We start from the raw sequence: 22482 nt of genomic DNA, 5'->3' as shown, positions 1-22482 counted from the left end.
TTCTCCGGCGGTACCGCCACCTTCATGATCATGGGTGACATCTGCACCCGTCGCTGCCCCTTCTGCGACGTCGGCCATGGCCGGCCAAAGCCGCTGAATGCCGATGAGCCGACGAACCTGGCCATCGCCATCGCCGATCTGCATCTCAAGTACGTGGTGATCACCTCGGTGGACCGCGACGACCTGCGCGACGGCGGTGCCCAGCACTTCGTCGATTGCCTGCGCGAGATCCGCAAGCTGTCCCCCGGCGTCCAGCTGGAAACCCTGGTGCCGGACTATCGTGGGCGCATGGACGCGGCGCTCGCCATCACCGAGCAGGAGCCGCCGGATGTGTTCAACCACAACCTGGAAACCGTGCCGCGCCTGTACAAGGCCGCACGTCCGGGTTCGGACTTCGAGTGGTCGCTGGACCTCTTGGAGAATTTCAAGAAGCGCGTGCCGCAGGTACCGACCAAGTCCGGCCTGATGCTGGGCCTGGGCGAGACGGACGATGAAGTGATCGAAGTCATGCAACGCATGCGCGAGCACAACATCGACATGCTCACCCTCGGCCAGTACCTGCAACCGTCACGTAGTCACTTGCCAGTGCAACGCTTCGTGCACCCCGACACCTTCGCGCGGTTCGCCGAACTGGGCGCCGAGATGGGCTTTTCGAATGTGGCCTCAGGCCCCTTGGTGCGTTCCTCGTACCACGCCGACCAGCAGGTACATGGAAGGAAGATCGGCTAAGCGATTCTGGGAGACTCCATATCCATCAGCCGCAACGGCCCGTAGGTTGGTCCGAGCCCACGATGCCCAACGCAGCAAGGCACAAACGCCGAAACGTTGGGCTTCGCTGCGCTCTGCACCAACCTACGAAAACCTCCTCAGCCCGGCAGACCGAAGGCCTGCCCGGCGTTACCCTCAGGCGAACTCCGCCCGCAACTGCCGCGCCGCCGCCACCATGTTCACCAGGGCCGCTTCGGTTTCCGGCCATGCGCGGGTCTTCAGGCCGCAATCGGGATTGACCCACAGGCGCTCGGCGGGAATGCGTTCGGCGGCCTTGCGCAGCAGCGCGGCCATTTCGGCGCTGTCCGGCACGCGTGGCGAGTGGATGTCGTAGACGCCCGGACCGATCTCATTCGGATAGGCAAAAGCCTCGAAGGCATCCAGCAGTTCCATGTCCGAGCGCGAGGTCTCGATGGTGATGACGTCGGCGTCCATGGCGGCGATGGACTCGATCACATCGTTGAACTCGCTGTAGCACATGTGGGTATGGATCTGGGTCTCGTCGCGCGCACCGCTGGCGGTCAGGCGGAAGGCTTCGGTGGCCCAGTCCAGATAGTGCTGCCACTCGGCCCGGCGTAGCGGCAGGCCCTCGCGGAAGGCCGCCTCGTCGATCTGCACGATGCGGATGCCGGCCTCCTCCAGGTCCACCACTTCGTCACGGATGGCCAGCGCCAGCTGGCGGGCCTGCACTTCGCGAGACACGTCCTCACGCGGGAAGGACCACATCAGCATGGTCACCGGCCCGGTCAGCATGCCCTTCATCCACTTGGCGGTCAGGCCCTGTGCGTAGCGGATCCACTCCACGGTCATCGCCTGCGGACGGCTCAGGTCGCCGACGATCACCGCCGGTTTCACGCAGCGGGAACCGTAGCTCTGCACCCAACCGAAACGGGTGAAGGCATAGCCGTCCAACTGCTCGGCGAAGTACTCCACCATGTCGTTGCGCTCAGCCTCGCCATGCACCAGCACATCGAGTCCCAGTTGCTCCTGCACCTCCACCGCATGACGGATTTCGCTGTGCATGGCCTCGGTGTACTCGGCCGCCGACAGCTTGCCTTGCCTGAAGGCCTGCCGTGCCAGACGAATGGCCGAAGTCTGCGGGAAGGAGCCGATGGTGGTGGTGGGGAAGGCCGGCAGATACAGACGCTCACGCTGCTCGGCGATGCGCACGGCGAAAGGTGACGAACGCTGGCTGTCTTCCGGTTTCAGTGCTGCAACACGGGCCTGCACCTCGGCCTTGTGGATGCGCGGCGAGGCGGCGCGACCGGCCTGTACCGCACGGCTGGCGGCCAAGGCATCGAGCACGGCCGGCGTTTCGGGTTCGGTCAGGGCGCGGGACAGCACGGCCACTTCCTCGCATTTCTGCACGGCGAAGGCCAGCCAGCTCTTCAGCTCGGCATCCAGCTTGTCTTCCCGGGCCAGGTCCACCGGGCTGTGCAGCAGCGAGCAGGACGGTGCGACCCAGAGGCGCTCGCCCAGACGCTCGTGGGCATGGCGCAGCACGTCGAGGGCCTTTTCCAGGTCGCAGCGCCAGACGTTGCGGCCGTTCACCACGCCAAGGGACAGCACCTTGTAGGCCGGCAGGCGGTCGAGGATGGTCGGGAACTGCTCGGGCGCGCGCACCAGGTCAATGTGCAGGCCATCCAGCGGCAGGCTGGCAGCCAGGCCGAGGTTGTCTTCCAGGCCGCCGAAATAGGTGGCGATCAGCTTCTTCAGCGGTTCTTTCTGCAACAGGTTATAGGCGCGTTCGAAGGCGTTCTTCCAGTCCTGGGGCAGGTCCAGCACCAGGATCGGTTCGTCGATCTGCACCCACTCCACCCCCTGGGCGGCCAGGCGCTGGAAAATCTCGCCATACACCGGCAGCAGGCGTTCCAGCAGGTCGAGCCGGTCGAAGTCGCCTCCCTTGGCCTTGCCCAGCCAGAGGTACGTCAGCGGACCGATCAGCACCGGCTTGACGTTGTGGCCAAGGGCGCGGGCCTCATCCACTTCCTCGAACAATTGCTCCCAGCTCAGGGCGAACTGCTGGTCAGCGGTGAATTCGGGGACGAGGTAGTGGTAGTTGGTGTCGAACCACTTCGTCATTTCCTGGGCATGGGCACCGCCGCAGCAGCCCTTGCTGACCCCACGGGCCATGGCGAACAGCGTCTGCAGGCCCGGTTTGCCGTCGTGGGGGCGGAAGCGCTCGGGAATGACGCCGAACGTGAGGGAATGGGTCAGCACCTGGTCGTACCAGGCGAAATCGCCCACCGGCAGCAGGTCGATACCCGCGTCCTTCTGCAGTTGCCAGTGCTCGGCACGCAAATGGCGGCCGACCGCACGCAGGCCAGCTTCATCCAGCTCGCCCTTCCAGAAGGCTTCCAGCGCCTTCTTCAGTTCACGGTCGCGGCCGATGCGCGGGAAGCCGAGGGAATGGGACAGGGCCATGTTGAAAATCTCCATACAAATGATGGAGCGATTGTCGACAGCCCCCACCACTTGAGACAAACTCAACAAATTCGCGTTGATCTCAAATTCTGCTCATGGAGGGCCGCCATGCTCGAGCTTCGCCATCTCAAGACCCTGCACGCCCTGCGCGAAGCCGACAGCCTGGTGGAAGCGGCCGAACGCCTGCACCTGACCCAATCGGCCCTGTCCCACCAATTCAAGGAACTGGAAGAACGCCTCGGCATGCAGCTGTTCGTGCGCAAGACCAAGCCCGTGCGATTCACCAGCGCCGGCCTGCGCCTGCTGCAACTGGCCGACAGCCTCCTGCCGCAACTGCGCAGCGCCGAGCGCGACCTGGCGCGCCTGGCCGGCGGCACCGCTGGCCGGCTGCACATGGCCATCGAGTGCCATAGCTGCTTCCAGTGGCTGATGCCCACCATCGACCAGTTCCGCGATGCCTGGCCGGAAGTGGAGCTGGACCTGGCTTCGGGTTTCTCCTTCGCCCCCCTGCCCGCCCTGGCCCGTGGCGACCTGGACCTGGTGGTAACTGCCGACCCGGTGGACCTGGCCGGGATCACCTACGTACCGCTGTTCACCTACGAGGCACTGCTGGCGGTGGACAACCAGCACGCCCTGGCGAACAAACCCTTCATCGTGCCCGAAGACCTGGCCAGCCTGACCCTGATCACCTACCCGGTGGAACGCGACCGCCTGGACGTCTTCACCCGCTTCCTCGAACCGGCCGACGTGGAACCGGCCCAGGTACGCACCTCGGAACTCACGGTGATGATGATGCAGTTGGTGGCCAGCGGCCGTGGGGTCTGCTGCCTGCCCAACTGGGCGCTGCATGAATACAGCTCGCGGGGCTATGTCACTGCCAAGCGCCTGGGGGAGAAAGGGTTGTATTGCACGCTCTACGCGGCGATCCGCGCCGACATGCTGGACGCGCCGTTCATGCGCGACTTCCTGCTGACGGCGAAGGACACCTCGTTTGCGACGCTCGAAGGGGTGAGTGCAGCGCGGTGAACCACCCTCACCCCCGGCCCCTCTCCCAGAGGTAGAGGGGTGACTCGCGCCTGTCAGGCCCTGCCTGGGCACATCCCCTGTAGGGGCGATTTCAATCGCCAAGCAGAACGCAGTTCTGCCGTAGGTTGGGTAGAGGAACGAAACCCAACGTGCCCATGCCCGGCACAGTACAACCTGGAACCAGCCCCTCCCCCACCCTCACGGATGCATCGAAAGCGACGGCCCCAGGTATTCATTCGCATGCTGGATATCGTCCTCCCCCAACGACCCCACCGCAGCCGCAAGCCGTAGGCGCGACAGCAGGTAGCGCAGCTTGGCCTCCAGCAGATCGCGGCGGGCGATGAAGGCTTGTTCTTCGGCATTGAGGATATCCAGGTTGGTACTGGTGCCGGCCTGGAACCCCTTGCGGGCCGAATCCTGGGCTCGCTCGCTGGATACCACCGCCTTCTCCAGTGCCCTCACCCGCTGTTCGCCGCTCTGCACGCCGCGGAATTCGCGGGTGGTGCCTGACAAAACTTCCTCACGGCTGGAGTTCAACTGGTCGTTGGCCAGTTCCCGGTTGGCGCTCGCTTGGCGCACCTGGGCGTTGGTGGCGCCGCCGGTGAAGATCGGCATGCGAAATTCCACTCCCACCGAGCCGTACTTGTTCGTCTGGTTCTGAGTGGAAACGGAATCGCTTTCCGAGTCGTTGTAGGCGGCGACGAAATCCAGGGTCGGCCAGTGCCCGGCCTTGGCCCGGTTCACCTCTTCGTCGGCAATGTCCAGGCTGCGGCTGCGAGCGATGATGGTCGGGTTGTTGGCCCGCGCATCGCTGATCCAGTCCTGCAGGGTCGGCGGCTCCAGCGGCGGCGTGGGGAACTCGGTGCGCAAGGTGGACATTTCATCGGGCAGCACGCCAAGTAATTCCTGCAACAGGCGCCGCGCCACCAGCAGGCTGTCCTCGGCCTCGATCAGCTCGGCCTGGGCCAGGTCACGCCGGGCGGAGGCCTGGTCGACGTCGATCACGGTACCGTCGCCCAGCTGGAAGCGCCGCTTGGCGGCCATCACCTGTTGATCCAGGTTCTTCAGCTTCACCTTGGCCAGGTCGATGGTTTCCAGCGCCAGCAGCACCGAGAAATAACGGCTGGCTAGGCTGACCGCCGATTCCTGGGTCTTGGCGTCGAACACCGCGTCACTGAACAGGGTGCGCTGATTGCCCTGGCGGTACTCGGCCATCCTCTGCTTGTTGAACAGGGGTTGGCGCAACTCCACCACCCCCCCCTTTGAGTCGTACTCCAGGTCGCTCTCCACGGAGCGCCCCAGGAAGTTGTCCTGCTCGCTGGTGCCATCCACCCGTTTCCAGTAGGCAGTGGCGTTGATGTTCGGCAGCAGGCCAGCCTTGCCCAGCTCCTTGAATTCCTGGCCGGCCTGGCGCTCGTGCACCGAAGCCAGATAGGTCGGTCCCTGGTTCTGGTAGACGTTCCAGGCTTCGTTCAAATCCATGGCCGTCGCGGGCAGGGCGACAGCTCCGAGAAAACCGGCTATGGCCATCCGGGCTCTCATTTCACTGCTCCTTGAATGCGTTACCGACGCGGCCCAACAGCGGTTTCATCAGGTAGCTCATCAGGCTGCGCTCACCGGTCTTGATGGTTACGGTGGCCGGCATGCCTGCCCGGATATTGTTCGGCCCGAGCATCTTCATGCCTTCTTCGGTCACTTCCACCTGCGTCAAGTAATAGGGCTGTTTGCTGGCTTCGTCCACCAGCCGGTCGGCGGCGACCGTCAGCACCCGTCCGGGAATGTTCGGCGTCTGTGCATGGTTGAAGGCCGGGAAGGTGATATCCACGGGCAGGCCCGGCACCATCTTGTCGATCGCCTGCACCGGCACCTGGGCGTCCACCTGCAGGGGCTCGCTGTCCGGTACCACGTCCATGAGCCGCGCGCCGGGCTGGATCACACCACCAACCGTGGTGATGGTCAGGCCGAGGACGATGCCGTCGATGGGCGAACGGATCACGGTGTTCTCCACCTGGTAGTCCACCGAACGCAGGCGCTCGGCCAGGGAAGTGGTCTCCTTCTGGATATCGGTGAGCTGGGATTCCACTTCCTTCTGGAAATCCTGCTCGCGCTGGAGGATGCGCAGCTTGAGTTCGGCGATCTGATTCCGGGTGCGCCCGATGTCCGCGATGTTCTGCGCCATGGAACCGTTCAGTTCCGAGGCGTTGCGTTCCAGTTCCAGCATGCGGTTGCGCGGGATATAGCCCTCCGCCGCCAGGCTGCGCACACCGTCGAGTTCTTCGCCCAGGAGCTTCGACTGGCTGGAACGGGTGGCCTGCACCTGGCGCAGGCCCTTGAGCTGTTCCTCGGCGCCATTGAGGTTCTCATGCAGGATGCTGATTTCCCCCAGCAGGGCCTTGCGCCGGGTGTGGAACAGCCGTTGCTGCAGGGCGATGGCTTCTTGCAGCCGTGGATCACCGCCGAAGCGCTCCAGCAGTCCCGGGGTGAAAGTGACGGTGTCGGCGCCATCGCGTTCGGCCATCAGGCGGTCTTCCACGGTCTTGGCGACGATGTACTGGGAACTCAGGGCGCCCTGCTCGGCAATCGCTTGGGTCGGGTCCAGGCGCACCAGCTCCTGGCCGGCGCGCACCTTGTCGCCTTCGCGCACCAGGATGGCGTCCACCTCGCCGCCAGTGAGGTGCTGCACCGTCTTGCGGGCATTGGTGACGTTGACCGTGGCGTTGGCCACCACGCCAGCATCCAGCGGGGCCAGCACGGCCCAGACCAGGAAGCCGCCGAACCCTGCCAGCACCATCCACACGCCCCAACGGGCCGGGCGGGTGTCATCCAGGTCCACCACCGTCGGTTTTTCGACCCTTACCAGGGCCTTGCTTTCGCTTGCCGCTTGCATGATCGATTACTCCTTGGCCCGCATCGAAGCCAGGTTTGGCGTGCCCACGGAGGGCATGACGCTCGCCTGGCGCAATGCTGCGAAGACCTCTTCACGAGGACCAAACAACTGCACGCCGCCGTCGCGCATCAGCAGGACCTTGTCCACAGTGCTGAGCACGCTGGGACGATGGGAAATCAGGACCAGTGTCTTGCCACGTTTCTTCAGGTCGAGGATCGCTTCCACCAGCGCCGCTTCGCCCAGGTCGTCGAGGTTGGCGTTGGGCTCATCGAGCACGATCATCGAGGGGTCGCCATAGATGGCCCGAGCCAGGGCGATGCGCTGTTTCTGGCCGCCCGACAGCGGGCTGCCATCCACGCCGAGCGGCGTGTCGTAGCCCTTCTCGAAGCGCAGGATCATGTCGTGCACCCCGGCACGCCTGGCGGCGAGGATCACCTCCTCGCTGTTCATCTCGCCGAAGCGGGCGATGTTGTCGGCAATGGTGCCTTCGAACAGTTCCACGTCCTGCGGCAGGTAACCGATCCAGGGACCGAGTTCCTCCTTGTTCCACTGGAAGATGTCGGCACCGTCCAGGCGCACCTTGCCCGCTTGCGCCGGCCACACGCCTACCAGCAGGCGCGCCAGGGTGGACTTGCCGGAGGCCGACGGGCCGATGATGCCGAGGGCTTCACCGGGCGAGAGACTGAAGTTGATCCCGCGCAGGATGGTGACGACGCCACCGGGCGCGGCGGTCATGGCCTGTTCCACCGACAGCGCGCCCTGGGGCTTGGGCAAGGCCATGGCGGTGTTGCGCGCCGGGAAGTCCTGCAGCAGCTTGGACAGCCGTTCCCAGGAGCCGCGGGCCGCGAGCAACTGCTTCCAGACACCGATGGCCTGTTCCACAGGCGCCATGGCGCGGCCGCTGAGGATGGAACTGGCGATCATCATCCCCGCGGTGATCTCGCCCTTGATCGCCAGCAGTGCGCCGGCGCCGAGGATCACCGATTGCAGGGTGACCCGCACGAAGCGGCTGGCGCCGTTGATGTAGGCGGCACGGTCAGAAGCCTGGGTCTGCTTCTCCAGAATGCGCTGGTGGCTGCCGAACCAGCGCTCACGAATCGCCGGCAGCATGCCCATGGCTTCGATCACTTCGGTATTGCGCAGGTTGTTGTTCGCGAAGGAACTGGAGGCCATGGCCGCCTGGTTGGCCTCCATCAGCGGGCCGCGGGTCACCACTTCGGTGAGCAGGGCCAGGAAGAAGAGGATCGCCGAACCGACCAGGGTGATGACGCCCAGCAACGGGTGCACGAGAAAGATCACCAGCAGGTAGATGGGCGTCCAGGGCGCATCGAAGAAGGCAAACAGGCCGTTGCCGGTAAGGAATTGGCGAACCATGGACAGGTCTTGCAGCGCCTGCGCCGGGTTGCCGCCGGCGCGGCGCAGGTTGCGCTCGAACGATGCGTTGAAGATCCGCTTGTTCAGGCTCATGTCCAGCCGGTTGCCAAGGCGGATCAGTACGGTCGAACGGACCACTTCCAGCAACGACATGAGCACGTACAACCCGAGCATCAGTACCGTCAGCATCGCCAGGGTGGTGATGTTGCTGCTTGCCAGCACGCGGTCGTAGACCTGCAGCATGTAGAGGGCGGGCGCGAGCATCATCAGGTTGATGATGCCGCTGAAGCCCCCCACCACATAGAAGGTATGACGGAGGCGATTCAGGGCTTCGGACAACTCGGTACGGGGCTGCGAGAAATTCTTCATCTCGGCGCTCCATTGGCTGAGTGATGGGTTCGGCCGTGCCTCGGCCGCCTTCTTATAGTTCGAGCCCCTGGAGCAATACGCCGCTGCCCCCACAGAAGCCTACAGACATGCTTAGCCAAGACTCCGACGCACCGCCAGAGCCGGACCCCACCTGCCGGACGGCTGCGGGATTAACCCCGACCAGCGACACGGGACACTCAGGCGAGAGCGCTTCTCATATAGGCCGTAATGCCCGTTCTAGAGCTGACTGACCCACTTTTGGGGAAATCTGGTCGAGCGGGGAAGGAACCCAAAGGACGAAACTGGCGCCGGATAAATGACGTATAGAGCGGACGATAGGTTCGATGCAGGTTGGATAGCGCCGATCTATGAATCCTGCGCCACAACCAACCGTAGGCAGCGCCCTGCGCACCGGGCTTTGTGTCAGGTGGATGAAGAGCGTAATCCGGCAACACCGCTGGTGCGCGCGGCGCACCCTACCGGCGCGATCCACCCTCGCGCGTAGCCAACCGCAGGGTCAGCTCGCGCTGGCTCGCAGCGCCGGGCTGGACTTGAGCATGTCCATCAGGCTGTTCACCAGGTTTTCGGCCTCGTCGGCCAGGGAGTAGCTTGCCGGCACCAGCAGCCAGTTGGTCTGGATACCCTCCAGGTAGGCGTGCACGCTGATGGCGGCGCGGCGGCAATCCAGATCGACGGGCAACTGGCCACGGATTACCGCATTGCGCAGGGCCTTGGCGATGCGCTGGTCGCACTCGACGCTCTGGTCTTCCATCTGCTGGCGCAGGTCGCCCAGTTCCTCGGTGTATTCCACCTTGTGCCGGAGAATTTCGTGGATGCGCCGGCTCTGCGGGTCCAGCTCCACACGCCGGAGCAGGCGCACCATCAACTGGTGCATGCGCCCGAGCGGATCGGGCTCGTCCTCGCTCTCGCTGGCGCGGGCCAGCTCCTCCAGTGGCGTGTGGATGCGTTCGAGCATGGCCTGGAACAGGTCGTTCTTGTTCTCGAAATGCCAGTAGATGGCGCCACGGCTGACCCCGGCGGCAGCCGCGATTTCCGCCAGTGAGGCACGGGAAACGCCCTTCTCGTGAAATACCCGTTCAGTGGCGTCGAGTATCTGCACGCGCGTTTCTTCGGCTTCCTCTTTGGTACGTCTGGCCATTCGCGGCTGGGACCTATCTGCTTGCTCTTAAAGGAAAAATCGTCTCTGCACCGTAATAAATTCTGACATCGGAAACAGAAGATTCAATTTACAAACATTCACGCATGTAAGTATATTCGTACACCTTCGCAAGAATCCAGAACCTGCCCTGCGCCCAGCTTTCCTTCAGAAAGCTGTACCCCCAAAAAATGAGGTCCCTTCAGATGCCCATGAAGCCAGCCTTTGCCGCCTTGGTTTCCGCCATGGCTCTGGCCACGCTCGCCCTGACCGGCTGCCAGGAAGCCTCGGCTCCGCCGCCCGCCCAGACGCCCAAGGTCGGCGTCGTGACCCTCCAGCCCCAGAGCTTCACCCTGACCACCGAACTGCCGGGCCGCACCGCGGCGTTCCGCATTGCCGAAGTGCGTCCGCAAGTGGACGGCATCATCCAGAAGCGCCTGTTCACCGAAGGCAGCGAGGTCAAGGCCGGCCAGCAGCTCTACCAGATCGATCCGTCCGTCTACACCGCCACCTACAAGAGCGCCCAGGCCAGCCTGGCATCGGCCAAGTCCCTGGCGGAGCGCTACAAGGACCTGGTCAGCGACCAGGCGGTGAGCAAGCAGGCCTATGACGAGTCCCAGGCTGCCCGCCTGCAGGCCGAGGCCGCGCTGGAGAAGGCCAGCATCGACGTGCGCTACACCAAGGTACTGGCGCCGATTTCCGGCCGCGTCGGTCGCTCTGCGGTCACCGAAGGTGCCCTGGTGAGCAACGGCCAGACCCTGGCCATGGCCACCATCCAGCAGCTCGACCCGATCTATGTCGACGTCACCCAATCCACCAAGGACCTGCTGCGCCTGCGCCGGGAAATGGCCGAAGGTCAGCTCGAAAAGGCCGGCGCCAGCGGCGCCAAGGTGTCCCTGCTGCTGGAAGACGGCAGCGAGTACCCGCACAAGGGCAGCCTGGAGTTCTCCGAAGTTTCCGTGGACGAAGGCACCGGCTCGGTGACCGTGCGCGCGGTCTTCCCGAACCCGGAACACACCCTGCTGCCGGGCATGTTCGTCCACGCCCGCCTGGGCTCGGCGGTGAAGCAGGAAGCCATCCTCGCACCGCAGCAAGGCGTGACCCGCGACCTCAAGGGCCAGGCCACCGCCATGGTGGTGAATGCCGAAAACAAGGTCGAGCTGCGTCACCTGAAAGCCGAACGCGCGGTCGGCGACCGCTGGCTGGTCAGCGAAGGCCTCAACCCCGGCGACCGCCTGATCACCGAAGGCCTGCAGTTCGTGCGGCCGGGCGTGGAAGTGGACGCCGCGCCGGCGACCAATGTGGCAGCCCAGCGACCTGCGGGTGACAACCTGGCCAAGAGCCACTGAGGAGCCCATAGATGTCGAGATTCTTCATCGATCGCCCAATCTTCGCCTGGGTGATCGCGCTGGTGATCATGCTCGCCGGCGGCCTGTCCATCCTCAAGTTGCCGATCAACCAGTACCCCAGCATCGCCGCGCCGGCAGTGGGCATCCAGGTGAGCTACCCCGGTGCCTCGGCGCAGACGGTGCAGGACACCGTGGTGCAGATCATCGAGCAGCAGCTCAATGGCATCGACGGCCTGCGCTACATCTCCTCGGAGAGCAACTCCGACGGCAGCATGACCATCACCGCCACCTTCGAGCAGGGCACCAACCCTGACATCGCCCAGGTGCAGGTGCAGAACAAGCTGCAGCTGGCCACCCCGCTGCTTCCGCAGGAAGTGCAGCAGCAGGGCATCCGCGTGACCAAGGCAGTGAAGAACTTCCTGCTGGTCATCGGCGTCGTCTCCGAAGACGGCAGCATGGACAAGAACGACCTGGCCAACTACATCGTCTCCAACATCCAGGACCCGATCTCGCGGACCAAGGGTGTGGGCGACTTCCAGGTATTCGGCGCCCAGTACGCCATGCGCATCTGGCTGGACCCGGCGCGGCTGAACAACTACCAGCTGACCCCGGTGGACGTGAAGACCGCCATCCAGGCGCAGAACGTGCAGATTTCCTCCGGCCAGCTCGGCGGCCTGCCCGCGTCTCCCGGCACCCAGCTCAACGCCACCATCATCGGCAAGACCCGCCTGCAGACCCCCGAGCAGTTCGGCGCCATCCTGCTGAAGGTGAACCGCGACGGCTCCCAGGTACGCCTGCGCGACGTGGCGAAGATCGAACTGGGCGGCGAAAACTACAGCATCAGCGCCCAGTTCAACGGCAAGCCGGCCTCCGGCATGGCGATCAAGCTGGCCACCGGCGCCAACGCCCTGGATACCGCCAAGGCGATCCGCGCCACCGTCGCCGAGCTGGAACCCTTCATGCCCGCCGGCATGAAAGTAGTCTTCCCCTATGACACCACTCCGGTGGTTTCCGCCTCCATCGAAGGCGTGATCCACACCCTGGGCGAAGCCATCGTCCTGGTGTTCCTGGTGATGTACCTGTTCCTGCAGAACTTCCGCGCCACCATCATCCCGACCCTCGCCGTACCCGTGGTACTGCTGGGCACCTTCGGCGTGCTGGCGATGTTCGGCTTCACCATCAACACCCTGACCATGTTCGCCATGGTGCTGGCCATCGGCCTGTTGGTGGACGACGCCATAGTGGTCGTAGAAAACGTCGAGCGGGTGATGGCCGACGAAGGCCTGTCGCCGCTGGAAGCCACCCGCAAGTCCATGGGCCAGATCCAGGGCGCGCTGGTGGGTATCGCCCTGGTGCTCTCGGCGGTGTTCCTGCCCATGGCCTTCTTCGGCGGCTCCACGGGCGTGATCTACAAGCAGTTCTCCATCACCATCGTCTCGGCCATGGCCCTGTCGGTGCTGGTGGCGCTGATTTTCACCCCGGCCCTGTGCGCCACCCTGCTCAAGCCCATCGCCAAGGGGCACCACGAAAAGCGCGGCTTCTTCGGCTGGTTCAACCGCAGCTTCGACCGTAGCGTGCAGAGTTACGAGCGCGGCGTGCGCGGCGTGCTCAAGCGCAAGGTGCCCTACCTCGCCCTGTACCTGGTGATCATCGTCGCCATGGGCTGGCTGTTCACCCGCATCCCCACCGCCTTCCTCCCCGAGGAAGACCAGGGCGTACTCTTCGCCCAGGTGCAGACTCCGTCCGGCGCCAGCGCCGAGCGTACCCAGGTGGTCGTGGACCAGATGCGCGAATACCTGCTGGACCAGGAAAAGGACACGGTGAAATCCGTGTTCACCGTGACCGGCTTCAACTTCGCCGGCCGCGGCCAGAGCTCGGGCATGGCCTTCATCATGCTCAAGCCGTGGGAAGAGCGTACGGCCGAAGGCCAGAGCGTGTTCGACCTGGCCCAGCGTGCCCAGAAGCACTTCTTCAGCTTCCGCGATGCGATGGTCTTCGCCTTCGCCCCGCCGGCGGTGATGGAGTTGGGTAACGCCACCGGCTTCAACCTGTTCCTGCAGGACCGCGCTGGCGTCGGCCACGAAGCGCTGAACGCCGCCCGCGACCAGTTCCTCGAACTGGCGGCGAAGAACCCGGTGCTCAACCGCGTGCGTGCCAACGGCCTGCGTGACGAGCCCCAGTACCAGCTGCAGATCGACGACGAGAAGGCCCGTGCCCACGGCATCTCCCTCGCCGACATCAACAACACCGTCTCCATCGCCTGGGGCGCCAGCTACGTCAACGACTTCATCGACCGTGGCCGGGTGAAGAAGGTCTACCTGCAAGGTGAACCCGAAGCGCGGATGAACCCGGACGACCTGAGCAAATGGTACGTGCGCAACGACCAGGGCCAGATGGTGCCGTTCAGCGCCTTCGCCAGTGGCGAATGGACCTACGGCGCGCCCAAGTTGGCCCGCTACAACGGCGTGCCGGCGGTGGAAATCCTCGGCGAGGCGGCTCCGGGCCACAGCTCGGGTGAAGCCATGGCCGCGGTGGAAGAAATCGCCAAGCAGCTGCCGGCCGGCGTCGGCTACTCCTGGACCGGCCTCTCCTACGAGGAGCGTCTGTCCGGCTCCCAGGCCCCGGCCCTCTATGCGCTGTCGCTGCTGGTGGTGTTCCTCTGCCTGGCGGCACTGTACGAGAGCTGGTCGATTCCGTTCTCGGTGATGCTCGTCGTGCCGCTGGGTGTGATCGGCGCGCTGATGTTCACCAGCATGCGCGGCCTGTCCAACGATGTGTTCTTCCAGGTCGGACTGCTCACCACCATTGGCCTCTCGGCGAAGAACGCGATCCTCATCGTCGAGTTCGCCAAGGAGCTGCACGAACAGGGCAAGAGCCTGTTCGAGGCTGCCGTGGAAGCCTGCCGCATGCGCCTGCGCCCGATCATCATGACCTCGCTGGCATTCATCCTCGGCGTGGTGCCCCTGGCCATCTCCAACGGTGCCGGCTCCGGCAGCCAGCACGCCATCGGTACCGGCGTAATCGGCGGCATGCTCACCGCCACCGTCCTGGCCATCTTCTGGGTGCCGCTGTTCTACGTGCTGGTCTGCTCGCTGTTCAAGGACAAGGCGAGCAAGGCTGCGATCAAGAAGGAGGCCCTGCAGTGAGGCGTTCCCTGATGTCCCTGGCCATCGCCGCGACCCTGCTCGGTGGCTGCTCCATGATCCCCGACTACCAGCGCCCGGAAGCGCCGGTGGAAAACGCCTGGCCCGAGGGCGAGGCGTACAACCAGGGCGCGGCCCAGGTAAACACCACCGCCGCCGATCTCGACTGGCAGGCATTCTTCCAGGACCCGGCGCTGCGCCAGTTGGTGCAGCTCGCCCTGGACAACAACCGTGACCTGCGCACCGCCGCGCTGAACGTCGAGGCCTACCGCGCGCTCTACCGCATCCAGCGCTCCGAGCTGTTCCCCACTATCTCGGCCGACGGCGGCGCTACCCGCCAGCGCACGCCGGGCATCATGAGCCAGAGCGGCCAGGCCGACACCAGCAGCCAGTACAGCGCCACACTCGGCACCAACGCCTGGGAGCTGGACTTCTTCGGGCGCCTGCGCAGCCTCAACGAACAGGCCCTGGAACAGTACTTCGCCACCGAACAGGCACGGCGCAGCACCCAGATCAGCCTGGTGGCCTCGGTGGCCACCGCGTACCTGGACTGGCAAGCCGACCAGGCCCTGCTGCAGCTGACCCAGGACACCCTGAAGACCTACCAGGAGAGTTACGCCCTCACCAAGCGCAGCTTCGATGTGGGCGTTGCCGACGCCCTGGCCCTGAGCCAGGCACGCACCGCCGTGGAGAGCGCCCAGGTCAGCCTGGCGCAGTACACCCGCCTGGTGGCCCAGGACCGCAACGCCCTGGCCCAACTGGTGGGCACCGGCTTGCCGGCGGACCTGCCCAAGGGCCTGGCGCTGGACGACGACCTGCTGGCCGAAGTGCCGCCGGGTCTGCCGTCCGACCTGCTGCAACGCCGCCCCGACGTGGTCCAGGCCGAGCACCTGCTCAAATCGGCCAACGCCAACATCGGCGCGGCACGTGCGGCCTTCTTCCCCAGCGTCAGCCTGACCGCCAACGCCGGCAGCATGAGCAACGAGCTGTCCGGGCTGTTCGACGCGGGCTCCGGCAGCTGGCTGTTCCAGCCGAGCATCAGCCTGCCGATCTTCACTGCCGGCCGCCTGAAGGCGAACCTCGATTACACCGAGCTGCAGAAGGACATCCAGGTGGCGCAGTACGAGAAAGCCATCCAGGTGGCCTTCCAGGAAGTCGCCGACGGCCTCGCCGCGCGCACCACCTACCAGCAGCAATTGGGCTCCCAGCGCTCCCTGGTGAAGACCACCGAGGAGTACTACCGCCTCGCCGAGCGTCGCTACCGCACCGGTGTCGACAGCTACCTGACCCTGCTGGACGCCCAGCGCCAGCTGTTCAGCGCACGCCAGCAACTGATCGGCGACCGCCTCAACCAGCTAGCCAGCGAAGTGAACCTGTACAAGGCACTCGGTGGCGGCTGGAAAGAACAGCGGGAAACCTCCCCGAACGCTTGACCCGCGACTCCCCAATCCTCACGGACGAGGAATCCACGCGGCGCCCCGCCCTTTTGGCGGGGCGTTTTTTTGTGCTGGCGATGAGTGCGGCCGGCATCGCGACCCCGCCACGTCTCCAGCTCCACCCGCAACGACGCTTCGAATCCGGGCAGAAACGTCGGAAATATCCATGCCAGTCAATGCCTTGCATTAGTCCGCCGGTCCAATTTCCTGCCATCCGTCAGTCCCTCACCTCTGCCTGTAACAATGGCCGATCCTGTAAATCCACTCGTTGGGGAGCGAGAGGGGGAAACAAGAGGTACGGATCATGAAATCGACATTCAGCACGACGGCCCTCAGCGGCCTGCTTCTGGCCCTCGCAGTGACCGCGGGACCAGGCCCGGTCTTCGCAGAAAATGGAAGCGATCGCCTGAACGAGTATCGGACGCGCAACCAACAGATCTTTCAGATGAAGGAGGATTCCAGCGAAAGCTTTACCCGGATGGTCGAGCAACAGCCGACCGCCGCCGGGCAAAAAACCCAGGATGACGACATGCGGTCCAGTGGGCGGCAGACCCAGCAGTACCAGTCGCCGATCTACAAGCAACGGCTTGAATACGGAAAGTGACCCCAAGTGACCGCCCGTCGGATGCGCACCCATTGCTGCGCACCCGGCGGGCAGCATTCTGAAGATTTTCCGACAATCGGCCCGCCCTGCCGGAGCCCATCCCAGAGCCATTCCGCCCGCCCCACCCCACTCGCACCCCTGCCACGCGTCTCCTGCCTCTTGCAGCGCTGGGCACACCGATCCTAGTGTTTGCGCATCCTCGAACTGGCGGAGGCATGCCTCTATGCCGGTGATTCGCTCAACGGATTGATCCACCGCAGAACCCGGCTTCGGCCGTCGTCCCTGGAGATTCAACCCGTTGCAGAAGCCTGCCTCCCGCCGCTTCGGCGTATCCCTGTCCTGGCATTTCCTCGCCCTCCTGCTTTTTGCTGGCAGCCTGCTGTTCGGTACCGACAGCGCCAAGGCCGCCTGGAGCCTCGATCCCGTCCTGCGCAAGGCGGAAAAACGCTACGGTCGCAGTGGCCCGGCCAACGACCGTCTTCAGGCCTGGCACGACCTCCTGGAAGGCAGCCGTCGGAAGTCCGAGCAAGAGCAACTGCAGGCGGTCAATCAGCAGATCAACCGGCAAGTCCGCTTCAGCGACGACAGCGAGCTGTGGCAGCGCCGCGACTACTGGGCCACCCCCGTGGAAACTCTGGCCAAGGGCGCTGGTGATTGCGAGGACTTCGCCCTGGCCAAGTACTTCACCCTGCTGCAGCTCGGCGTCGATCCGCAGAAGCTGCGCATCACCTACGCCCGCGCCCTGAAGCTGAACCAGGCGCACATGGTGGTGACCTACTACGAAACCCCGGACGCCGATCCCCTGGTCCTCGACAACCTGGTAGACGACATCCTCCCCGCCTCCCAGCGCAAGGACCTGGCCCTGCGCTACGCCTTCGATGCCCAAGGGCTGTACGCGATGGATCACGGTGCGCTCAAGCGCATCGGCGAACCCACTGAACTACGGCCCTGGCAGGTCGTGCTGACGCGAATGGAGCGCCAGGGCTTCCACCTCGCAAGCGTGCAATCCCAGTCCGCCGGCGGCTGAGGCCGTCAGCGCAGCGCCCCCTTGAGGACCTTGCCCGCCGCATTCATCGGCAGTGCCAATACCACCTCGACGCAGCGCGGCACCTTGTAGTTGGCCATGCGCTCACGACTCCAGGCGATCAGCTCATCAGGCGCGAGCACAGTGCCCTGGCGCGGGATCACGAAGGCCTTGCCGACCTCCCCCAGCCGCTCGTCCGGTACGCCGACCACCGCCGCCTGGGCCACTGCCGGATGTTCCATGAGCAGACGCTCGACCTCGGCCGGATAGCAGTTGAAGCCGCCAACGATGTACATGTCCTTGAGGCGGTCGGTAATCCGCAGGTAGCCGCGCTCGTCGAGCACGCCGATGTCGCCGGTATGCAGCCAGCCCTGCGCATCCACCGCCTCGCGGGTCGCCTCCGGGTCGTTGAAGTAACCCTGCATCAGGTTGTAGCCGCGGATCAGCACCTCTCCCGGCTCGCCCATTGGCACCGGAATTCCGCAGTCATCCACGCAACGCACCTCGATTCCGTCCAGTGGCCGCCCACAGGTGCCGGCGACCGTCAGCGCGTCATCGCCGGGCCGGCATAAGGTCGTCAAACCACAGCTTTCGGTCAGCCCATAGGCCGTGACCACGCTGGCAAACCCCAGCTCCTCGCGCATTCGCTCCACCAGGACCGGCGGCACAGAGGCCGCTCCGGTGACGGCGACACGTAGCGAAGACAGGTCGAATTCCCCCCGGCGCGGATGGTCCAGCATGGCGGCGTAGAGGGCGGGTGGGCCGGGCAGGAAACTCACCCGATCGCGTTCGATACAGCGCAGCACCGCCTCGGCTTCGAAGGTCCGCGCCGGCAGGATGGTTGCTCCCCTGATGAGCGCAGCGAGCCAGCCGGCCTTGAACCCGAAGCTGTGGAAGAACGGGTTGACGATCAGGTAGCGATCACCGCTGTGCAACCCGACGATCTCACTCCAGCTGTCGAACAACCGCAGGTTCTGCCCGTGGGCGCAGAGCACACCCTTCGGATACCCCGTGGTGCCGGAAGTGAACATCAGGGCGGACAGGCTGTCGCCGTCAAGGCCATCGATCCGCTGTTGCAGGTCCTCATCCGGCACTTGCCCGGACAGGGCAAGAAAGTCCTGCCAGGTCTGGTCGCCTTCACGGGCCTCTTCGAAGACGATCCTGTGCCGGAGGCCGTCCAGCGAATGCTCCGCCAGCAGCGCCGGGTAATAACTGCCCAGAAACTCGCCAATGCTGAACAGCACACGCGCACCGCTGCGCCTGAGGATATCCGCCGCCTCCCCGCCTTTCATGCGCGTGCTCAGGGGCACCAGCACTGCGCCAGCCATCAGGCTGCCCAGCGCCGCCACCAGCCACTGATGGCTGTTCGGCGCCCAGATCACGACGCGGTCACCCGGTTCCACGCCAAGGGCCAGCAATGCCCGGCCGGCAGTCCGGCTGAGCTGCTCCAGCTCTGCATAACTGATCCGTACCGCGCCTTCTTCAATGGCGATGTGCGACCCATGGCGGCGGGCGGACAGCGCCAGGGCGGCGGGGATGGTGCGCGCAATGGCGGCGGGCGGAGTCATGGGCGACCCTCCTGCGAATGGTCAGTTGCGTCCAGGGCTGGATAGTCGGTGTAACCGCGAGCCCCCGGGGTATAGAGCGTGGAACGGTCGAACCCGGCGAGTGCCTGCTGCTCGCGCAGGCGCGCCACCAGGTCCGGGTTGCCGATGAAATGACGCGCAAAGGACACCGCCTCCCCCACGCCATCTGCAATGGCCTGTGCGGCACTGGCGCCATCGAAGCCGTCGTTGAGGATCAGCGGGCCGCTGAAGTGCCGACGCGCCAGGGCAAAGGCATCCAGGCCTGGCTGCGGTGAGCGGCTGACCTGGACGTAGGCCAGGCCCAGCGGGTCCACGGCGTCCAGCAACGCACCATAGGTGGCGACGGGATCGTCGTCCTGCATGTCGTTGTAGGGATTGCCCGGGATGATCCGCAGGCCGACCCGGCCAGCGCCGATAGCTCCGGCCATGGCCTCCAGTGTTTCCACCACAAAGCGAATGCGCGTGGGCAGCGAGCCGCCATAGCCATCCTGGCGCCGGTTGCTGCAGGCCAGGAGGAACTGCATCGGCAGATAACCGCTGCTGCAGTGCAGCTCCACACCGTCGAATCCCGCTGCACGGGCATTCAGGGCCGCCTGCCGGTAGGCCTCGATCACCCTGATGATTTCCGAGGTTTCCAGGGCGCGCGGCGGGTCCATCGGCACCATGCCGTGGATGTCGCTGTACAGGCTGCCCTGCGCGGCGATGGCCGAGGGCGCCACGGTATCGGCGTCCACCGCTTTGTTGTGTCGACTCGCGACCCGTCCCACGTGCATCAATTGCAGGACCGTGCTGGCCCCGCCGCTCTCGCGCACACGCCCGGTCACTCGGCGCCAGGCTTCTATCTGCCCGGCCGTGACGATGCCCGGCGTGCGGCAATAGCCCTTGCCTTCGGGACTGGGATAGGTGCCCTCGGCAATGATCAGGCCGGCTTCCGCACGCTGGCCGTAGTAGGCCGCGTGCAGTTCGCTCGGCGCATCGAAACCGTCGGCGCGGCTGCGGGTCATGGGCGCCATGACGATGCGGTTGGCCAGGCGCAGCTCGCCCAGTTGCACCGGCTCGAACAGGCGGTCGAGGGTGGCGGATTCGACACGGGCCATCAGCGCACCCTCACCCGAGGTGCAGACGAACCGCGCCGCATGCGTTCCAGGAACGCGTCCAGCGGTGCGGGCTCGGCCACTTCCGGCAGGGCATCGCCCGGCTTTTCGCTCCAGAAGGTCTTCCAGCTCGGCCACAGCTCATGCCAGGAGCCGTCATAGGGCTCGCGACCTGGCCAACGCATCTTCTTCTCGCCAATCGGCGGGCGGTTCAGGTCGCTGGCGTAGAGGTAGCACGGCAGGCGCCGGCGGAAGTACCAGCGCCCATCGATGCGCTGATAGTCGTCCCAGTAGAGCATCTGCATGATCACCCACTCGGGGCCGGCCTCATGCTCGTTCTTCGAATAGACCACGCCACAGGCGTTATCCGGGTCCTTGAACTCGATGATGTGGCCACCGATGTGGTGCGACGTGGTGCTGAACTGCAGGCGCAGGGTGTCGTCGATCCAGGCCTTCAGGTGAGCCCGGCCGACCTTGTCCTGACCGACCTTGATGTCTTCAGGGAACAACCCGACCCAGGCGTCCAGGTCACGCATGTCCAGGGCCAGCGCGTACTTGGCTGGCAGCATGCGGATTTCCTCCAGCGACTCCAGCCGGTCCAGCCGCGCCTGCAAGCTTTGCTCGTTCATGGCGATCTCCCGGATCAGCGCTGCGAGGAAATGTTGCCGCCGTCGACGACGATCTCGGCGGCGTTGATGTAGCTGGCCTCGTCGGACAGCAGGAAGCGCACCACCCGGCCGATCTCCGCAGGCTGGCCCAGGCGGCCGAGGATGATCCGGCGCTCGAAATGACCGGGCCGCGCGGCCGCAATTGGCGCCACCATCGGGGTGAGGATCTGCCCCGGCGACACCGAGTTGACGCGGATACCGTCGGCGCCAAGGGCATCGGCCATCGAGCGAACCATCGACAGCATCCCGCCCTTGGAGGCGCTGTAGGAAGGAATCAACCCATTACCCAGGGTGGCGTTGATCGAGGCGATGCCGACCACCGCAGAGCCCGGATTGGCCCGCAGGTCCGGCAGCATGGCCTGCACCAGCAGTGCCATGGCGCGCAGGTTGACGTTCAACACCAGGTCCCAGCTGTCCGCCGTCAGATTTTCCAGGCCGCTCTGGTCAACGACGCCAGCGGCATGCACCAGGCCGCCCGGTGCCCCGAGTTCAGCACGGGTCTGCCCCAGGGCCGGGGCGATGGCGGCCGGATCGCGCAGGTCGATGCCCAGGCCCAGGCACGGCACGCCGTATTGCTCGGCCAGACGCGCCGCCACGGCCTGGGCCTTGTCGGCCTGCAGGTCCCAGATGGCGACAGGGCGTTTCACCGCTGCCAGAGCCTCGGCAGTGGCCTCACCGATACCGGAGGCGCCGCCAGTCACCAGCACCGGGCTGGCGGGAATATTCAGTTGGATATCCATGGGTCACGCCTCGCTCAGGGCCGATCTGATTTCAGTGGAGGTCGCCGAGGTGTAGTCGCTGGCGCCGACGTTGAGTTCGCAGGTCTTGCCGCCATCGACCACCAGGGTCTGGCCGGTGATGTAGGAGGACTCGTCCGTGGCGAGGAAGAGGATGGCGTTGCCGACCTCCTCCGGCTGGCCGATGCGCCCCAGCGGCACGGCCCGCGCTGTGCCCGCGATCATCTGCTCACTGCGCATCGCCTCGCGGGTGCCTTCGCTCCAGACGATGCCGGGAATGACCACGTTGACGCGGACTTTCTCGGCCGCGCCTTCCAGGGCCGCCGCGCGACTGAAGTTGACGACGCCGGCCTTGGCCGCGCCGTAGGCGCTGAGACCGGGACTGCCGAGCAGGCCGGCGACCGAGCCCATGTTGATGATCGAGCCGCCCTTGCCCTGCATCACCCGCATCGCCGCACGGGTGCCGAAGAAGGCCACATCGAGGCTGCCGCGCAGGCTCTTGTGCCACTCCTCGGTGGAAAGGCCCACCAGCGGGCCCCAGGTGTAATTCACCGCGTTGTTGACCATGACGTCGAAGCGGCCGAAGCGCTCCAGGGTCTTGCTCACGGCATTTTCCACCGACTGCTCATCGGTGACGTCGGCCTGCACCCAATCGGCCTCCCCACCTTGCGCGCGAATCTCCGCCACCACCGCCTCCAGCGGTGCCTGGCGACGTCCGCAGACCATCACCTTGCAGCCCTGGGCCGCGAACAGCCGAGCCGCCGCCGCGCCGATTCCCGTGCCGGCGCCACTGATCAGCGCCACCTTGCCTTGCAGTCGTCCACTCATGGGAAGTCC

Annotated in this window: 17 protein-coding genes; 7 read left to right on the top strand and 10 right to left on the bottom strand. The window is 65.3% G+C overall.

All coding sequences use genetic code 11. The annotated features are described in order from the left end of the window. Window positions 1-729 (top strand): lipoyl synthase (gene lipA, locus E8F06_RS15045; protein WP_280368559.1); only part of this gene is annotated, 729 nt, incomplete at its 5' end. A 174-nt stretch (window positions 730-903) separates the two neighbouring features. Here the strand turns inward: lipA and metE are convergent. After that, complete coding sequence (metE, locus tag E8F06_RS15040) at window positions 904-3192, bottom strand: 5-methyltetrahydropteroyltriglutamate--homocysteine S-methyltransferase (protein WP_280368556.1); 2289 nt, start codon at window positions 3190-3192, stop codon at window positions 904-906. 108 nt (window positions 3193-3300) lie between these two features. Between metE and metR the strand changes: the two genes are divergently transcribed. After that, window positions 3301-4218: a transcriptional regulator MetR gene (gene metR, locus E8F06_RS15035; RefSeq protein WP_190831342.1), complete on the top strand. Its 918-nt coding sequence runs from the start codon at window positions 3301-3303 to the stop codon at window positions 4216-4218. Between the two features lie 198 nt (window positions 4219-4416). Here metR and E8F06_RS15030 read toward each other — a convergent pair whose 3' ends face one another. The 4 genes from E8F06_RS15030 to E8F06_RS15015 form a co-directional block, all read right to left on the bottom strand. Further along, window positions 4417-5760, bottom strand: coding sequence for a TolC family outer membrane protein (locus E8F06_RS15030; protein ID WP_280368552.1), 1344 nt, complete (start codon window positions 5758-5760; stop codon window positions 4417-4419). Window position 5761: 1 nt separating this feature from the next. Further along, window positions 5762-7105: an HlyD family type I secretion periplasmic adaptor subunit gene (locus tag E8F06_RS15025; protein ID WP_280368550.1), complete on the bottom strand. Its 1344-nt coding sequence runs from the start codon at window positions 7103-7105 to the stop codon at window positions 5762-5764. Window positions 7106-7111: 6 nt separating this feature from the next. Next, the gene (locus E8F06_RS15020; RefSeq protein WP_280368548.1) at window positions 7112-8848 is read right to left on the bottom strand and encodes a type I secretion system permease/ATPase; all 1737 of its coding nucleotides are present in this window, start codon (window positions 8846-8848) and stop codon (window positions 7112-7114) included. A gap of 517 nt (window positions 8849-9365) precedes the next feature. Continuing rightward, on the bottom strand, window positions 9366-10007 hold the full coding sequence (locus E8F06_RS15015; protein ID WP_280368545.1) for a TetR family transcriptional regulator: 642 nt from the start codon (window positions 10005-10007) through the stop codon (window positions 9366-9368). 203 nt (window positions 10008-10210) lie between these two features. On the opposite strand from E8F06_RS15015, the gene E8F06_RS15010 reads away from it, so the two are divergent. The 5 genes from E8F06_RS15010 to E8F06_RS14990 all read left to right on the top strand — a co-directional run bounded on the left by E8F06_RS15010 (window position 10211) and on the right by E8F06_RS14990 (window position 17563). After that, a complete protein-coding gene (locus E8F06_RS15010) occupies window positions 10211-11353 on the top strand; it encodes an efflux RND transporter periplasmic adaptor subunit (RefSeq protein WP_280368543.1) in 1143 nt (380 codons plus the stop codon). 11 nt (window positions 11354-11364) lie between these two features. Further along, on the top strand, window positions 11365-14499 hold the full coding sequence (locus E8F06_RS15005; RefSeq protein ID WP_280368541.1) for an efflux RND transporter permease subunit: 3135 nt from the start codon (window positions 11365-11367) through the stop codon (window positions 14497-14499). Then, window positions 14496-15929, top strand: a complete 1434-nt coding sequence (locus E8F06_RS15000; RefSeq protein ID WP_280368539.1) for an AdeC/AdeK/OprM family multidrug efflux complex outer membrane factor — start codon at window positions 14496-14498, stop codon at window positions 15927-15929. Before E8F06_RS15005 ends, E8F06_RS15000 begins: the two co-directional genes overlap by 4 nt. 307 nt (window positions 15930-16236) lie before the next feature. Further along, entirely contained in the window at window positions 16237-16536 is a 300-nt protein-coding gene (locus E8F06_RS14995) for a hypothetical protein (protein WP_280368537.1), read from the top strand. Between the two features lie 298 nt (window positions 16537-16834). Further along, entirely contained in the window at window positions 16835-17563 is a 729-nt protein-coding gene (locus E8F06_RS14990) for a transglutaminase-like cysteine peptidase (protein WP_280368535.1), read from the top strand. 5 nt (window positions 17564-17568) lie between these two features. Here the strand turns inward: E8F06_RS14990 and E8F06_RS14985 are convergent, their stop codons facing one another. The 5 genes from E8F06_RS14985 to E8F06_RS14965 are packed head-to-tail and all read right to left on the bottom strand — an operon-like array spanning window position 17569 to window position 22473. Next, the gene (locus E8F06_RS14985; protein ID WP_280368533.1) at window positions 17569-19128 is read right to left on the bottom strand and encodes a FadD3 family acyl-CoA ligase; all 1560 of its coding nucleotides are present in this window, start codon (window positions 19126-19128) and stop codon (window positions 17569-17571) included. After that, window positions 19125-20243, bottom strand: a complete 1119-nt coding sequence (locus E8F06_RS14980; protein WP_280368530.1) for an alkene reductase — start codon at window positions 20241-20243, stop codon at window positions 19125-19127. The genes E8F06_RS14985 and E8F06_RS14980 overlap by 4 nt, the downstream gene beginning before the upstream one ends. After that, window positions 20243-20869, bottom strand: coding sequence for a nuclear transport factor 2 family protein (locus tag E8F06_RS14975; protein ID WP_190831320.1), 627 nt, complete (start codon window positions 20867-20869; stop codon window positions 20243-20245). Before E8F06_RS14975 ends, E8F06_RS14980 begins: the two co-directional genes overlap by 1 nt. Before the next feature lie 14 nt (window positions 20870-20883). After that, a complete protein-coding gene (locus E8F06_RS14970) occupies window positions 20884-21648 on the bottom strand; it encodes an SDR family NAD(P)-dependent oxidoreductase (RefSeq protein WP_280368526.1) in 765 nt (254 codons plus the stop codon). Between the two features lie 3 nt (window positions 21649-21651). Further along, window positions 21652-22473, bottom strand: a complete 822-nt coding sequence (locus E8F06_RS14965) for an SDR family NAD(P)-dependent oxidoreductase (protein WP_280368524.1) — start codon at window positions 22471-22473, stop codon at window positions 21652-21654. Window positions 22474-22482 lie beyond the last annotated feature (9 nt).

Origin of the sequence: Pseudomonas sp. BN411 (genome assembly GCF_029871235.1) — a bacterium.
GTDB lineage: Bacteria > Pseudomonadota > Gammaproteobacteria > Pseudomonadales > Pseudomonadaceae > Metapseudomonas.
The sequence above is the reverse complement of the archived record's forward strand: the minus strand, read 5'-3'. Positions and strand labels throughout refer to the sequence as shown.

Excerpts from the sequence above, each read along its gene's own strand:
- metE (WP_280368556.1), bottom strand. The coding sequence starts at position 3,192 with ATGGCCCTGTCCCATTCCCTCGGCTTCCCGCGCATCGGCCGCGACCGT.
- metR (WP_190831342.1), top strand. The coding sequence starts at position 3,301 with ATGCTCGAGCTTCGCCATCTCAAGACCCTGCACGCCCTGCGCGAAGCC.
- E8F06_RS15030 (WP_280368552.1), bottom strand. The coding sequence starts at position 5,760 with ATGAGAGCCCGGATGGCCATAGCCGGTTTTCTCGGAGCTGTCGCCCTG.
- E8F06_RS15025 (WP_280368550.1), bottom strand. The coding sequence starts at position 7,105 with ATGCAAGCGGCAAGCGAAAGCAAGGCCCTGGTAAGGGTCGAAAAACCG.
- E8F06_RS15020 (WP_280368548.1), bottom strand. The coding sequence starts at position 8,848 with ATGAAGAATTTCTCGCAGCCCCGTACCGAGTTGTCCGAAGCCCTGAAT.
- E8F06_RS15015 (WP_280368545.1), bottom strand. The coding sequence starts at position 10,007 with ATGGCCAGACGTACCAAAGAGGAAGCCGAAGAAACGCGCGTGCAGATA.
- E8F06_RS15010 (WP_280368543.1), top strand. The coding sequence starts at position 10,211 with ATGCCCATGAAGCCAGCCTTTGCCGCCTTGGTTTCCGCCATGGCTCTG.
- E8F06_RS15005 (WP_280368541.1), top strand. The coding sequence starts at position 11,365 with ATGTCGAGATTCTTCATCGATCGCCCAATCTTCGCCTGGGTGATCGCG.
- E8F06_RS14995 (WP_280368537.1), top strand. The coding sequence starts at position 16,237 with ATGAAATCGACATTCAGCACGACGGCCCTCAGCGGCCTGCTTCTGGCC.
- E8F06_RS14985 (WP_280368533.1), bottom strand. The coding sequence starts at position 19,128 with ATGACTCCGCCCGCCGCCATTGCGCGCACCATCCCCGCCGCCCTGGCG.
- E8F06_RS14980 (WP_280368530.1), bottom strand. The coding sequence starts at position 20,243 with ATGGCCCGTGTCGAATCCGCCACCCTCGACCGCCTGTTCGAGCCGGTG.
- E8F06_RS14975 (WP_190831320.1), bottom strand. The coding sequence starts at position 20,869 with ATGAACGAGCAAAGCTTGCAGGCGCGGCTGGACCGGCTGGAGTCGCTG.
- E8F06_RS14970 (WP_280368526.1), bottom strand. The coding sequence starts at position 21,648 with ATGGATATCCAACTGAATATTCCCGCCAGCCCGGTGCTGGTGACTGGC.
- E8F06_RS14965 (WP_280368524.1), bottom strand. The coding sequence starts at position 22,473 with ATGAGTGGACGACTGCAAGGCAAGGTGGCGCTGATCAGTGGCGCCGGC.